Source organism: Pseudomonas sp. GXZC (assembly GCF_026967615.1).
In the GTDB taxonomy this organism is placed as follows: domain Bacteria; phylum Pseudomonadota; class Gammaproteobacteria; order Pseudomonadales; family Pseudomonadaceae; genus Aquipseudomonas; species Aquipseudomonas azotoformans_A.
Genome location: NZ_CP114115.1, coordinates 1,610,627 through 1,623,498, shown reverse-complemented (window position 1 = coordinate 1,623,498; position 12,872 = coordinate 1,610,627). Strand labels below are relative to the sequence as shown.

14 protein-coding genes are annotated in these 12,872 nt (G+C 59.8%); 9 read left to right on the top strand and 5 right to left on the bottom strand.

The annotated features are described in order from the left end of the window. Nucleotides 1-119 precede the first annotated feature (119 nt). Nucleotides 120-1,745: a glucan biosynthesis protein D gene (locus OZ428_RS07725; protein WP_133074469.1), complete on the top strand. Its 1,626-nt coding sequence runs from the start codon at nt 120-122 to the stop codon at nt 1,743-1,745. Nucleotides 1,746-1,789: 44 nt separating this feature from the next. On the opposite strand, the gene OZ428_RS07720 is transcribed toward OZ428_RS07725, so the two are convergent. The 3 genes from OZ428_RS07720 to OZ428_RS07710 form a co-directional block, all read right to left on the bottom strand. Then, complete coding sequence (locus tag OZ428_RS07720) at nt 1,790-1,975, bottom strand: hypothetical protein (RefSeq protein ID WP_269133043.1); 186 nt, start codon at nt 1,973-1,975, stop codon at nt 1,790-1,792. A 271-nt stretch (nt 1,976-2,246) separates the two neighbouring features. Further along, nucleotides 2,247-3,353 carry an NADH:flavin oxidoreductase/NADH oxidase gene (locus OZ428_RS07715; protein WP_033899937.1) on the bottom strand — a complete coding sequence of 369 codons (1,107 nt, stop codon included), beginning with the start codon at nt 3,351-3,353 and terminating at the stop codon, nt 2,247-2,249. 127 nt (nt 3,354-3,480) lie between these two features. Next, a complete protein-coding gene (locus OZ428_RS07710; RefSeq protein ID WP_269133042.1) occupies nt 3,481-5,382 on the bottom strand; it encodes a potassium transporter Kup in 1,902 nt (633 codons plus the stop codon). Between the two features lie 410 nt (nt 5,383-5,792). On the opposite strand from OZ428_RS07710, the gene OZ428_RS07705 reads away from it, so the two are divergent. The 7 genes from OZ428_RS07705 to tsaA all read left to right on the top strand — a co-directional run bounded on the left by OZ428_RS07705 (nt 5,793) and on the right by tsaA (nt 10,561). Then, nucleotides 5,793-6,116 carry a type II toxin-antitoxin system RelE/ParE family toxin gene (locus OZ428_RS07705; RefSeq protein WP_269133041.1) on the top strand — a complete coding sequence of 108 codons (324 nt, stop codon included), beginning with the start codon at nt 5,793-5,795 and terminating at the stop codon, nt 6,114-6,116. Continuing rightward, nucleotides 6,113-6,448: an addiction module antidote protein gene (locus OZ428_RS07700; RefSeq protein ID WP_133074474.1), complete on the top strand. Its 336-nt coding sequence runs from the start codon at nt 6,113-6,115 to the stop codon at nt 6,446-6,448. The genes OZ428_RS07705 and OZ428_RS07700 overlap by 4 nt, the downstream gene beginning before the upstream one ends. Nucleotides 6,449-6,629: 181 nt before the next feature. Beyond that, the gene (gene rimO, locus OZ428_RS07695; RefSeq protein ID WP_003231334.1) at nt 6,630-7,970 is read left to right on the top strand and encodes a 30S ribosomal protein S12 methylthiotransferase RimO; all 1,341 of its coding nucleotides are present in this window, start codon (nt 6,630-6,632) and stop codon (nt 7,968-7,970) included. Nucleotides 7,971-8,074: 104 nt separating this feature from the next. Next, nucleotides 8,075-8,548: a GNAT family N-acetyltransferase gene (locus OZ428_RS07690; RefSeq protein ID WP_133074475.1), complete on the top strand. Its 474-nt coding sequence runs from the start codon at nt 8,075-8,077 to the stop codon at nt 8,546-8,548. A gap of 71 nt (nt 8,549-8,619) precedes the next feature. Then, nucleotides 8,620-9,330, top strand: coding sequence for an rRNA pseudouridine synthase (locus OZ428_RS07685; RefSeq protein WP_269133040.1), 711 nt, complete (start codon nt 8,620-8,622; stop codon nt 9,328-9,330). A gap of 70 nt (nt 9,331-9,400) precedes the next feature. Beyond that, a complete protein-coding gene (locus tag OZ428_RS07680; protein WP_032893248.1) occupies nt 9,401-9,862 on the top strand; it encodes a DUF1456 family protein in 462 nt (153 codons plus the stop codon). Nucleotides 9,863-9,865: 3 nt separating this feature from the next. After that, nucleotides 9,866-10,561 carry a tRNA (N6-threonylcarbamoyladenosine(37)-N6)-methyltransferase TrmO gene (gene tsaA, locus OZ428_RS07675; RefSeq protein ID WP_133074476.1) on the top strand — a complete coding sequence of 232 codons (696 nt, stop codon included), beginning with the start codon at nt 9,866-9,868 and terminating at the stop codon, nt 10,559-10,561. A gap of 77 nt (nt 10,562-10,638) precedes the next feature. Here the strand turns inward: tsaA and fpr are convergent, their stop codons facing one another. Then, entirely contained in the window at nt 10,639-11,418 is a 780-nt protein-coding gene (gene fpr, locus OZ428_RS07670) for a ferredoxin-NADP reductase (protein ID WP_003189055.1), read from the bottom strand. Between the two features lie 123 nt (nt 11,419-11,541). Between fpr and OZ428_RS07665 the strand changes: the two genes are divergently transcribed. After that, on the top strand, nt 11,542-12,468 hold the full coding sequence (locus tag OZ428_RS07665) for a LysR family transcriptional regulator (RefSeq protein ID WP_269133039.1): 927 nt from the start codon (nt 11,542-11,544) through the stop codon (nt 12,466-12,468). A gap of 3 nt (nt 12,469-12,471) precedes the next feature. On the opposite strand, the gene OZ428_RS07660 is transcribed toward OZ428_RS07665, so the two are convergent. Then, a complete protein-coding gene (locus tag OZ428_RS07660) occupies nt 12,472-12,834 on the bottom strand; it encodes a diacylglycerol kinase (protein ID WP_003172176.1) in 363 nt (120 codons plus the stop codon). Nucleotides 12,835-12,872: the final 38 nt, after the last annotated feature.

Sequence of the window (12,872 nt, the reverse complement as noted above, 5' to 3'; positions counted from 1 at the left end):
AAGCTATCCGGCGTCTGTTTAATGTCCGTTGCGTTTGGTCGAAGGCATGTCCGAACCGTAATTTCTGATCCGCTACGTGCCAGGAACGGCGCGGGATTTGCTCACGACAGGTTGTCTCTATGCACCGCAGGAATTTGCTCAAAGCGTCCATGGCCATTGCGGCTTACACCGGTTTGTCGGCCAGCGGCCTGCTTGCCGCCCAGGCCTGGGCCGGGAACCGTGCCGCCGATGGCAAGGCCGTGGCGTTCGATTTCGACTCGCTCAAGGCCCAGGCCAAACAACTGGCCGGGACCGCTTACAAGGACACCAAACAGGTGCTGCCGCCGACGCTGGCGACCATGACCCCGCAGAATTTCAACGCCATCGGCTACGACGGCAACCATTCGTTGTGGAAGGAGTTGAACGGCCAACTGGACGTGCAGTTCTTCCACGTCGGCATGGGTTTCAAGACGCCAGTGCGCATGCACAGTGTCGACCCCAAGACCCGCGAAGCGCGCGAAGTGCATTTCCGCCCGTCACTGTTCAACTATGAGAAAACCACGGTCGATACCAAGCAGTTGACCGGCGACCTGGGTTTCTCAGGCTTCAAGCTGTTCAAGGCGCCGGAGCTGGACCGCCATGATGTGTTGTCGTTTCTCGGCGCCAGCTACTTCCGCGCGGTGGACAACACCGGGCAGTACGGTCTTTCGGCCCGCGGCCTGGCCATCGACACCTACGCGAAAAAGCGCGAGGAGTTCCCCGACTTCACGCAGTTCTGGTTCGAGACCCCGGACAAGAACGCCACCCGCTTTGTGGTCTACGCCCTGCTCGACTCCCCGAGCGCCACGGGTGCCTACCGCTTCGATATCGACTGCCAGGCCAACCAGGTGGTGATGGCAATCGACGCACACATCAATGCACGTACCACCATCGAACAACTGGGCATCGCACCGATGACCAGCATGTTCAGCTGCGGCACCCACGAACGGCGCATGTGCGACACCATCCACCCGCAGATCCACGATTCGGACCGCCTGGCCATGTGGCGCGGCAACGGCGAGTGGGTCTGCCGCCCGCTGAACAACCCAGCCAAGCTGCAATTCAACGCCTTTGCCGACAAAGACCCGAAAGGCTTCGGCCTGGTGCAGACCGACCATGAGTTCGCCAGTTACCAGGATACGGTGGACTGGTACAGCAAGCGCCCAAGCCTGTGGGTCGAACCGACCACTGCGTGGGGCGAAGGCTCCATCGACCTGCTGGAAATTCCTACCACCGGCGAGACACTGGATAACATCGTGGCCTTCTGGACCCCGAAAAAACCCGTGGCAGCCGGCGACTCGCTCAACTATGGCTACAAGCTGTACTGGAGCGCCCTGCCACCGGTGAGTACGCCGCTGGCACAAGTCGACGCGACCCGTTCAGGCATGGGTGGCTTTACCGAAGGTTGGGCACCGGGCGAGCACTACCCACCCGTGTGGGCGCGCCGTTTTGCCGTGGACTTCAAGGGCGGCGGCCTGGATCGCCTGCCACCAGGCACCGGAATCGAGCCGGTGGTGACCTGCTCCCATGGCGAAGTGAAAGATTTCAGCGTACTCGTGCTGGATAACATCAAGGGCTACCGCATCCTGTTTGACTGGTACCCGACCAGCGACAGCGTGGAGCCGGTGGAACTGCGCCTGTTCATTCGCACCCAGGACCGCACCTTGAGTGAAACCTGGTTGTACCAGTACTTCCCGCCGGCTCCGGACCAGCGTAAGTACACCTGATTGACCGCGTTCCCACGCGTGCGTGGGAACGTTCCCCCTGCGGCTCAGAACCGCGACACACTCTTCATCGCCCCAATCAAATAGCGCATCGCCACCTGATCGTTTTCGGTCAGGGCGCGATATTGCGCCAGCAGTTCAGCTTCATCCGAACTCAGCCTTCGGCCACGCAAAGACACCCTGCGGGCCAGAAATGACGCCACCACCCCCGCTACACCATAGGACTTGGCCATGGACTGCTTCTCCTGATATCCATCAAATACTCCCGTTGCCCATAACCGCCTCCCATGAAGCGCAATGCCTCAGTGAGCAAACCAACTGACTTCCTGGGCCAGAAATCAGGCTTACCCTAAGCGTAGAAACCTTCTTGCCGAGCGTGGGACTTTTTTAGAGTAATCACTTAAATATTTGCTTCGGTAACAAATACCTACAGTCTCTTCTCACTCAACAGTCGCAAAAAAACCCACCGGATCAGGGTGGGTTTCTGGTGAGGCGTACGACGGCCTAATCCCTCAAGTCAGACTCATGGATCGGTTGGTCGCGATGCGTAGCGCGCTGGTACTGCGCCGGCCAGATAGCCTTGCGTCCGCCCAGGTCATCGTCGGCATGCAGCGGCCAGTACGGATCACGCAACAGTTCTCGGGCCAGGAAGATGATATCGGCCTGGCAGGTACGCAGGATGTGCTCGGCCTGGGCCGGCTCGGTGATCATGCCAACGGTGCCGGTGGCCATGCCCGACTCTTTGCGCACGCGCTCGGCGAAACGGGTCTGGTAACCGGGGCCGGTGGGGATCTCGGCGTTGGCGGCGGTGCCACCGGAGGAGACGTCGATCAGGTCCACCCCCAAGTCCTTCAGGCGACGCGCCAGCTCCACGGTTTCATCGGGGTTCCAGCCGTCTTCCACCCAATCGGTGGCCGACACCCGCACAAACAACGGCAGCTCCTGGGGCCAGACTTCACGCACGGCCTGGGTCACTTGCAGCACCAGGCGGATGCGGTTTTCAAACGAGCCGCCGTACTGGTCCTGACGCTGGTTGCTGATAGGAGAGAGAAATTGATGCAAGAGGTAACCATGGGCCGCGTGGATTTCCACCACTTCGAAGCCTGCGGTCAACGCGCGCTTGGCGGCGGCGACAAAATCGGCGATCACTTGCTGGATCTGGCCCTCGTCCAATGGCTTGGGCTGGGTGTGCTGGGGGTCGAAGGCAATCGGCGATGGCCCTACCGGCGTCCAGCCGCCATCCTCCGGTTTGACGCTGCCGTGCTTGCCGATCCAAGGCCGATGAGTGCTGGCCTTGCGCCCGGCATGGGCCAGCTGAATGCCGGCCACCGCGCCTTGGGCCGCAATGAAACGTGTGATGCGTTGCAGCGGTTCGATTTGTGCGTCATTCCACAAGCCCAGGTCCTGGGCGGTGATGCGGCCATCGGCAGTCACGGCGGTGGCTTCAGTGAAAATCAACCCGGCGCCGCCGACAGCACGGCTGCCGAGGTGTACCAGGTGCCAGTCATTAGCCAGGCCATCGACGCTTGAGTATTGGCACATGGGCGACACGGCGATGCGATTGAGCAGGGTCAATTGACGGAGGGTATAAGGTTCGAGCAGCTGACTCATGGCGCACCTCTTCTGGGTTCTGTGGGCACTATTCAAACAGTGCTTAGAGCCTAGTCGACAACGCTGGATTGCACAGGGTTCAGAACGAAAAGCGGGAGCCGATTGCCGGCCCCCGTGTTGCAACAGCTTACATTTCGACCTGGGTGCCCAGCTCGATCACCCGGTTTACCGGGAGTTTGAAGAAGCGCAGGTTGCCGTTGGCGTTCTTCAACATAAAGGCGAACAAGGCTTCGCGCCAACGGGCCATACCCTTGATCCGCGAGGCGATGACCGTTTCGCGGCTGAGGAAGTAGGTGGTGCGCATCGGGCTGAAGTCCAGCTCATCCAGGTGACACAACTTCAACGCCTCTGGCACGTCCGGCTCATCGGTGAAACCGAAGTGCAGGATCACGCGGAAGAAACCTTCGCCGTAGGCATCCACCTCGAACCGCCGTGCGGCCGGTACGCGGGGGATGTCCTCGTAGACCACCGTCAGCAGCACCACTTGCTCATGCAGCACCTGGTTATGCAGCAGGTTGTGCAGCAGCGCGTGAGGCACGGCGTCCGGGCGCGCGGTGAGGAACACGGCGGTGCCCTGCACGCGATGAGGCGGCTGCACGCGGATGCTGCTGATGAAGATCGGCAGCGGCAGGCCACCTTCGTCGAGACGCTCCACCAGCAACTGCTTGCCGCGCTTCCAGGTAGTCATCAACACGAACAGCACGATGCCCGCCAGCACCGGGAACGCGCCGCCTTGGATGATCTTCGGCACGTTGGCCGCGAAATACAGACCGTCCACCAACAGGCAGCAGACCAGGACCGGCACGGCCAGGATTGGCGGCCATTTCCACAGCAGCAGCATCACTGCCGACACCAGAATGGTGGTCATCAGCATGGTGCCGGTCACTGCCACGCCGTAGGCCGACGCCAAGGCGTTGGACGATTCGAAGCCCAGTACCAGCAGGATCACACCCACCATCAGCGACCAGTTCACCGCGCCGATGTAGATCTGGCCCTGCTCGGCGCTCGACGTGTGCTGAATGTGCATGCGCGGGATGTAACCCAACTGGATCGCCTGGCGTGTCAACGAGAACGCACCGGAAATCACTGCCTGGGAGGCAATCACTGTGGCCAGGGTAGACAACACCACCAGCGGGATCAGCGCCCAGCTCGGCGCCAACAGGTAAAACGGGTTGCGCGCGGCTTCCGGGTCACCGAGCAGCATGGCGCCCTGGCCGAAATAATTGAGCACCAGCGCCGGCAGCACTAGCATGAACCAGGCGCGAGCGATGGGTTTACGGCCGAAGTGGCCCATGTCGGCATACAGCGCTTCGGCGCCGGTCAGTGCCAGCACCACCGCGCCCAGGATGGCCACGCCAATGCCAGGATGCGCCTCGAAGAAGCGCACCGCCCACATCGGGTTCATCGCACTGAGTACTTCAGGGTGCAGGGTGATGCCATACACACCGAGGCCGCCCAGCACCAGGAACCAGGTCACCATCACTGGCCCGAAGAGCTTGCCGATGTGGTCAGTGCCATGTTTCTGGATCAGGAACAGCGCCACCAGCACCACCAAGGCGATGGGCACGACCCATTTTTCCAGGCCGTCGAAGGCCAGTTCCAGGCCTTCAACCGCAGACAACACGGAAATCGCCGGGGTGATCATGCTGTCGCCGTAGAACAGTGCCGCGCCGCACAGGCCACACACCACCAGGAAACTGCGCAACTTCTTGCGCTCCCCCGCCGCCCGTCGTGCCAGTGCCGTGAGCGCCATGATGCCGCCCTCGCCCTGGTTATCGGCGCGCAGCACGAACAGCATGTACTTGATCGACACTACCCAGATCAGCGACCAGAAGATCAGCGCCAGGATCCCCAGCACGCCATCATGATTGACCTGAACCCCATAACCGCCGTTGAACACCTCTTTAAGGGTGTAGAGCGGGCTGGTCCCGATATCGCCGTAAACCACCCCGACCGCTGCCACCAGCATGCCAATCGGCTTGGCGTTTGACTGCTCGGCACCTGCTGCCTGATTACTCGCGTGACCCATCAACCACTCCTGCCCTTTGACCTGCGGTCTTTTATTAACAACGCGTCTAAGCTGACCCTAGCATGCGCTGTTTTACTTCTCGTAACAGACGTTTTGTTGACCTTAGGACATTACCTACGCGCAACGGCGCGAAGCATAGCGCAGCACTCGTCGTATTTCCCTGCTCAAGTGATTCGGGTTAGGTTTTCTGATGCCATTAAAAGAGATCAGGGCATTTTGGCGCCTATTTGCCTGCATTGATCACATCACGGCTGGCCGTATATTTTCTCCCGGCTCAATGTTGCTGCCTTAGCGGCGCATGCAGGCAGTCCCCGCTGGCTTATCCGACCAATAAACCATGCTCCTGCATGGCCCGCCCAGTCGATATAGAAACTCAATCATCGACTTGTCTCTTTTAAGGTACAGTCCTCATGTACGAAGTGAAACACGTACTCTCCGTCAATGGCGTGGATATCTACCAAGTTTGGCTAGATACCGTGCAAGACACGCGTTCAAAAGCAAGAATCACCACGAGAGTGGACCGAGCGGCGCTTGGACACTTTGGCATTGCCGAGCCGGTGGGTGATGGGGTGTTTGAGATGAAGCTCGACTTCGGTCCCGGGTTTCGCGTGTATTACGCAATCCAGGATCGAAAAATTGTTTTCCTATTGGGCGGTGGCTCAAAGGCCAGACAGCAGAACGACATCGATCAGGCCAAGGCCCTCTGGAAATCTTACAAGGTGCAGCAAAAATGACTATTCGCACTCGTTCTCATGAAGACAGCGTCCTTGAAATGCTTCGAAACGACGAAGCCTTCGCCCTCGAATACCTTTCTGTCGCGCTTGAGGAAATCGATGAGGCAGGGGGGGAGGATGCATTCCTGGTCGCTGTCCGTCGTGTGGCAGAAGCGCGCGGCGGGATGCTCAGCTTGTCGCAGAATACGGGGCTCAATCGAGCAAATCTCTACAGATCCATCGCCGTTGGCGGCGACCCTAAGCTCTCCACCCTTCTGAAAGTGCTTCAGGCGTTAGGTGTAGGCATGTCTAAAGTTGTATCGCACCGCACGGAGCAAGACGTTCGGGCTTAAGAGCGGAGCAGCGGTTGTGGGAATGCGTCCATGCAGCACTCGTCGCATTTCCCTGCATAAAGCTGGTCAAGTGCGTTGCCCGTCGCTAGAATTGCGCACTTTTTGATCAGAGGCGCACCAAGCGCCCGTCCGCAGCCTTGTCGTGCCCGACTGGCGGCGTCATTCAATACCGAGGTTAGACATGTCCACCACCATCGCAAAAGCCAACCCCAAGGTTGGCTTTGTTTCCCTGGGTTGCCCGAAGGCGCTTGTCGACTCCGAGCGCATCCTTACGCAACTGCGTATGGAAGGCTACGACGTTGTGTCCACTTACCAGGACGCTGACGTGGTGGTGGTCAACACCTGCGGCTTCATCGATTCGGCCAAGGCGGAATCCCTGGAAGTGATTGGCGAAGCGATCAAGGAAAACGGCAAGGTCATCGTGACCGGCTGCATGGGCGTGGAAGAAGGCAATATCCGCAACGTGCACCCGAGCGTGCTGGCGGTGACCGGTCCGCAGCAGTACGAGCAGGTGGTCAACGCCGTGCACGAAGTGGTGCCACCACGCCAGGACCACAACCCGCTGATCGACCTGGTGCCGCCGCAAGGCATCAAGCTGACCCCGCGCCACTACGCGTACCTGAAGATTTCAGAGGGCTGCAACCACAGCTGCAGCTTCTGCATCATCCCGTCGATGCGCGGCAAGCTGGTCAGCCGTCCGGTCGGTGACGTGCTCGACGAGGCTCAGCGCCTGGTCAAGTCCGGCGTCAAAGAGCTGCTGGTGATCTCCCAGGACACCAGCGCTTATGGCGTCGATGTGAAATACCGCACCGGCTTCTGGAACGGCGCGCCGGTGAAAACCCGCATGACCGAACTGTGCGAAGCCTTGAGCAGCCTGGGCGTGTGGGTGCGCCTGCACTACGTCTACCCGTACCCGCACGTGGACGAGTTGATCCCGCTGATGGCCGCCGGCAAGATCCTGCCGTACCTGGACATCCCGTTCCAGCACGCCAGCCCCAAAGTGCTCAAGGCCATGAAGCGCCCGGCGTTCGAAGACAAGACCCTGGCGCGCATCAAGAACTGGCGTGAGATCTGCCCGGAACTGATCATCCGCTCGACCTTCATCGTCGGCTTCCCCGGCGAAACCGAAGAAGACTTCCAGTACCTGCTGGACTGGCTGACCGAAGCCCAACTGGACCGCGTCGGCTGCTTCCAGTATTCGCCGGTGGAAGGCGCCCCAGCCAACCTGCTGGACCTGGCCGTGGTGCCGGACGACGTCAAGCAGGACCGTTGGGAGCGTTTCATGGCGCACCAGCAGGCCATCAGCTCGGCGCGCCTGCAACTGCGCATCGGCAAGGAAATCGAAGTGCTGATCGACGAAGTCGACGAGCAAGGTGCAGTAGGCCGTTGCTTCTTCGATGCGCCGGAAATCGACGGTAACGTGTTTATCGACGATGCCAGCGGGTTGAAGCCGGGCGACAAGGTCTGGTGCACCGTGACCGATGCCGACGAATACGACTTGTGGGCTGAAAAGCGCGACTAAGCCGTAAATAAACCGAAAAAGCCCCGCCTCTGGACAAGATGCGGGGCTTTTTTAGGTCTATCGTTTTGCCCATCGACGCCAATCATCGGCAAGGGGCAGCGGGCATGCGTCAGCATTCGGTTATCCACACACCTAAAACCAGCGACTACACGCAATTGGCACAAATCTGGGAAGACTCGGTCCGTGCGACCCATGATTTTCTACCGGACAGTTACATCGTATTGCTGAAGAACCTGGTGCTGACGCGTTACTTGGACGCGGTGATGTTGATCTGCGCCAAAGACCCGCGTCAGCGTATCACCGGGTTTGCCGGCGTGGCGTCGGGCAAGGTGGAGATGCTGTTCATCGCCCCCAAGCACCGGGGCGAAGGCCTGGGTCGGCAACTGCTGCGCTATGCGATCGAGCACCTGAACGCCGATCAGCTGGACGTCAACGAACAAAACCCCCAGGCCTTGGGTTTTTACTTAAAACAGGGTTTCGAAGTGATCGGACGCACGGAGCACGACGGCTTGGGGCAGCCCTATCCGTTGTTGCATATGCGTTTGCGCCAGGTGCAGCATCAAGCCAGTCAAGGCTAAATGAAATGGGGCCGGGATTAACCGCGCCCACACAGGTACAATAGCCGCCCCCTTTTGCTACGGCCCTTGTCATGACTGACCCCATACGCCTCTCCAAACGCCTTATCGAACTGGTCGGTTGCTCCCGTCGGGAGGCTGAGCTGTTCATCGAAGGCGGCTGGGTCTCGGTGGACGGTGAAGTGATCGACGAACCGCAGTTCAAGGTCACCACCCAGAAGGTCGAACTCGACTCGGACGCCAAGGCCACCGCGCCCGAGCCCGTGACCATCCTGCTGCACGCCCCGGCTGGGGTAGATGCCGAAACGGCCATGGCGTCGATCAGCGCCGATACCCTCTCGGAAGAACACCGCTTCGGCAAGCGCCCGCTCAAGGGCCACTTCCTGCGCCTCACCGCCAGCGCCGACCTGCAAGCCAAGGCCAGCGGCCTGCTGGTGTTTACCCAGGACTGGAAGATCCTGCGCAAATTGACCGCCGATGCCGCCAAGATCGAGCAGGAGTACGTGGTGGAAGTCGAAGGCGACATGGTTGCCCACGGCCTCAATCGCCTGAACCACGGCCTGACCTACAAAGGCAAAGAGCTGCCGGCGGTCAAAGCCAGCTGGCAGAACGAAAACCGCCTGCGTTTTGCGCTGAAAAACCCGCAGCCAGGCGTGATCGCGCTGTTCTGTGAAGCGGTTGGCCTCAAAGTCGTCGCCATTCGTCGTATCCGCATCGGCGGCGTGTCCATCGGCAAGGTGCCGGTTGGCCAATGGCGTTACCTGTCCGGCAAAGAGAAGTTCTAAGCCGCTACCCTTTTCCTCGACACCGCCTCTTTTGCGCGGTGTCCTCAGTTGAATACCAGGATTGCCCACCATGATTCACAACGACGTACTGCGCAGCGTGCGCTACATGCTCGACATCAGCGACAACAAGATGGTCGAGATCATCAAGCTCGGCGGCATGGACGTGACCAAGGACGACCTGCTGACCTACCTCAAGAAAGACGAGGAAGAAGGCTTCGTGTTCTGCCCGGATGAAGTCATGGCACACTTCCTCGACGGTTTGGTGATCTTCAAGCGCGGCAAGGACGAAAGCCGTCCGCCGCAGCCGATCGAGACCCCGGTGACCAACAACATCATCCTCAAGAAGCTGCGCGTGGCCTTCGAACTGAAGGAAGACGACATGCACGCCATCCTCAAGGCCGCCGAGTTCCCGGTTTCCAAGCCTGAGCTGAGCGCGCTGTTCCGCAAGTTCGGCCACACCAACTACCGTACTTGCGGCGATCAGCTGCTGCGCAACTTCCTCAAAGGCCTGACCCTGCGAGTGCGTGCTTAAGCCATGAGCTACAACGTCTCGCCCGTCGGCTTTGTGCGCTCCTGTTTCAAGGAGAAGTTCGCCATCCCACGCCAACCGCAACTGGCGCCTGCCGCCCGTGGTGTGCTGGAGCTGGTGGCGCCGTTCGACGGCGGCGAGGCTGTACAGGGTCTGGAGCATGTCAGCCATGTGTGGCTGTTGTTCCTGTTCCATCAGGCGCTGGAAGACAAGCCACGCCTGAAAGTGCGCCCACCCCGCCTGGGCGGCAACACCTCCATGGGCGTGTTTGCTACCCGTGCGACTCATCGCCCGAATGGCATTGGCCAGTCAGTGGTGAAGTTGGACAAAGTGGAGCCGGGACGGCTGTGGATCTCCGGGATTGATCTGCTCGATGGCACACCGGTGCTGGATATCAAGCCCTATGTCCCGTATGCCGACATTCTCGACACGGCGACCAACGACATCGCCAGCGCCGCGCCTCAGCTGGTTCCAGTGCAGTGGCTGAAGACTGCCCTGCAACAGGCACAAGGTCATGCGCAGCGCCTGGGCGAGCCGTTGGTGGAACTGATTGATCAGTGCCTGGCACAGGACCCACGGCCGGCGTATCAGACGCCGGGGCCGGAGCGAGAATACGGGGCGCAGTTCTGGGATGTGGATGTGCGCTGGCACTATCCCGAGGCGGGGGTGATTTGTGTGCTGGAAGTACTTCCCGCCCACTGAAGAAACCGGAAACAAAATGTGGGAGCGGGCAAGCCCGATCCCACATTTTTTTGATCAGTGTTGTTACTGACCCAGCATTACTTCTCGACGAACGCACGCTCGATCAAGTAATCACCCGGCTCACGCATCCGTGGCGAAACTTTCAGGCCGAAGCTGTTCAACACTTCACTGGTTTCGTCCAGCATGCTTGGGCTGCCGCACAGCATGGCGCGGTCGTCCTCGGGGTTGATCGGTGGCAGGCCGATGTCGCTGAACAGCTTGCCGCTGCGCATCAGGTCGGTCAGGCGGCCTTCGTTTTCGAACGGCTCGCGGGTCACGGTCGGGTAGTAGATCAACTTGTCACGCAGGGCCTCGCCGAAGAATTCGTTCTGCGGCAGGTGCTCGGTGATGAATTCGCGGTAAGCGACTTCGTTGACGTAACGCACGCCGTGGCACAGGATCACTTTTTCAAAGCGCTCGTAGGTCTCCGGGTCCTGGATCACGCTCATAAATGGCGCCAGGCCAGTACCGGTGCTGAGCAGGTACAGGTGTTTGCCCGGCTTCAAATCGTCAAGCACCAGGGTGCCCGTCGGTTTTTTGCTGATGATGATCTCGTCGCCTTCCTTCAAGTGCTGCAATTGGGAAGTCAGCGGGCCATCCGGCACCTTGATGCTGAAGAACTCCAGATGCTCTTCCCAGTTCGGGCTGGCAATGGAGTAAGCGCGCATGAGCGGGCGGCCGTTGGGCTGTTGCAGGCCGATCATCACGAACTGACCGTTCTCGAAGCGCAGGCCCGGATCGCGGGTGCACTTGAAGCTGAACAGAGTGTCGTTCCAGTGATGAACACTGAGGACACGCTCGTGGTTCATGTTGCTCATGTACGGGGGACTCCTGGAAATGGGTCTGCGCCAAATGTAGTTGCGCAATTGCACAGCATTCTAATGGCGGCGACAATATCTGTTAACTGGATTATTAAGATAAGGGTTATCGGTTATATCGATATGCGATTTACTCTCCGTCAACTGCAAGTCTTCGTCGCCGTCGCCCAGCAGGAAAGCGTCTCGCGCGCTGCTGGCCTTCTGGCCTTATCTCAATCCGCCGCCAGCACCTCAATCACTGAGCTGGAGCGCCAATCCAGCTGCCAATTATTCGACCGCGCGGGCAAACGCCTGAGCCTCAACGCCCTCGGTCATCAGCTATTGCCCCAGGCAGTGGCGCTGTTGGACCAGGCCAAGGAGATCGAGGACCTGCTCAACGGCAAGTCCGGCTTCGGTTCCCTGGCGGTCGGCGCCACCCTCACCATCGGCAATTACCTGGCCACGTTGCTGATCGGCAGCTTCATGCAGCAACACCCCGAGAGCCAGGTGAAACTGCATGTGCAGAACACTGCGCATATCGTGCATCAGGTGGCGCACTACGAAATTGACCTGGGTCTAATCGAAGGCGACTGCAGCCACCCGGATATCGAGGTGCAAACCTGGGTGGAGGATGAACTGGTGGTGTTTTGCGCACCGCAACATCATTTAGCCAAGCGCGGCGTGGCAACCATGGACGAGTTGACCCATGAGGCGTGGATCCTGCGGGAACAAGGCTCAGGCACACGCCTGACCTTTGACCAAGCCATGCGCCATCACCGTAGCGCGCTGAATATTCGCCTGGAGTTGGAGCACACCGAAGCAATCAAGCGCGCGGTGGAGTCAGGGCTGGGGATTGGCTGTATTTCGCGACTGGCCCTGCGCGACGCATTCCGGCGTGGCAGCCTGGTGCCGGTGGAAACCCCAGACCTGGACCTGGCCCGGCAGTTCTACTTCATCTGGCATAAGCAGAAGTACCAGACCTCGGGGATGCGCGAGTTCCTGGAACTGTGCCGCGCCTTCACCGCCGGGGTTCAGCGCAGCGACGAGATCGTGCTGCCAAGCATTGCCTGAGGGTTAGATCAGGATCACGGCCCAGACCAGGGTGATCATGGTCAGCGCAACGAATTGCGCGGCGCTGCCCATGTCCTTGGCGTTTTTCGACAGCGGGTGGCGGTCAAGGGAGATGCGGTCGATTGCCGCTTCGACTGCCGAATTGAGCAACTCGACAATCAACGCCAGCAAACACACGGCGATGAGCAACGCACGCTCGACCCGGCTCACATTCAGGAAAAAGCTCAATGGGATCAGGATCACGTTGAGCAACACCAACTGGCGGAATGCCGCCTCGCCGGTGAAAGCCGCACGCAGGCCATCCAGGGAATAGCCCCCCGCATTGAAGATACGTTTGATACCGGTTTGACCCTTGAAAGGCGACATAGACGTAGGCAACTGAACCAAAGAAGTGGGGAAACTAG

Coding starts and splice junctions, on each gene's coding strand:
- fpr (WP_003189055.1), bottom strand. CDS start 11,418: ATGAGCAACATGAACCACGAGCGTGTCCTCAGTGTTCATCACTGGAAC.
- OZ428_RS07690 (WP_133074475.1), top strand. CDS start 8,075: ATGCGTCAGCATTCGGTTATCCACACACCTAAAACCAGCGACTACACG.
- OZ428_RS07660 (WP_003172176.1), bottom strand. CDS start 12,834: ATGTCGCCTTTCAAGGGTCAAACCGGTATCAAACGTATCTTCAATGCG.
- OZ428_RS07725 (WP_133074469.1), top strand. CDS start 120: ATGCACCGCAGGAATTTGCTCAAAGCGTCCATGGCCATTGCGGCTTAC.
- OZ428_RS07720 (WP_269133043.1), bottom strand. CDS start 1,975: ATGGCCAAGTCCTATGGTGTAGCGGGGGTGGTGGCGTCATTTCTGGCC.
- tsaA (WP_133074476.1), top strand. CDS start 9,866: ATGAGCTACAACGTCTCGCCCGTCGGCTTTGTGCGCTCCTGTTTCAAG.
- OZ428_RS07700 (WP_133074474.1), top strand. CDS start 6,113: ATGACTATTCGCACTCGTTCTCATGAAGACAGCGTCCTTGAAATGCTT.
- OZ428_RS07715 (WP_033899937.1), bottom strand. CDS start 3,353: ATGAGTCAGCTGCTCGAACCTTATACCCTCCGTCAATTGACCCTGCTC.
- OZ428_RS07665 (WP_269133039.1), top strand. CDS start 11,542: ATGCGATTTACTCTCCGTCAACTGCAAGTCTTCGTCGCCGTCGCCCAG.
- OZ428_RS07710 (WP_269133042.1), bottom strand. CDS start 5,382: ATGGGTCACGCGAGTAATCAGGCAGCAGGTGCCGAGCAGTCAAACGCC.
- OZ428_RS07705 (WP_269133041.1), top strand. CDS start 5,793: ATGTACGAAGTGAAACACGTACTCTCCGTCAATGGCGTGGATATCTAC.
- OZ428_RS07680 (WP_032893248.1), top strand. CDS start 9,401: ATGATTCACAACGACGTACTGCGCAGCGTGCGCTACATGCTCGACATC.
- OZ428_RS07685 (WP_269133040.1), top strand. CDS start 8,620: ATGACTGACCCCATACGCCTCTCCAAACGCCTTATCGAACTGGTCGGT.
- rimO (WP_003231334.1), top strand. CDS start 6,630: ATGTCCACCACCATCGCAAAAGCCAACCCCAAGGTTGGCTTTGTTTCC.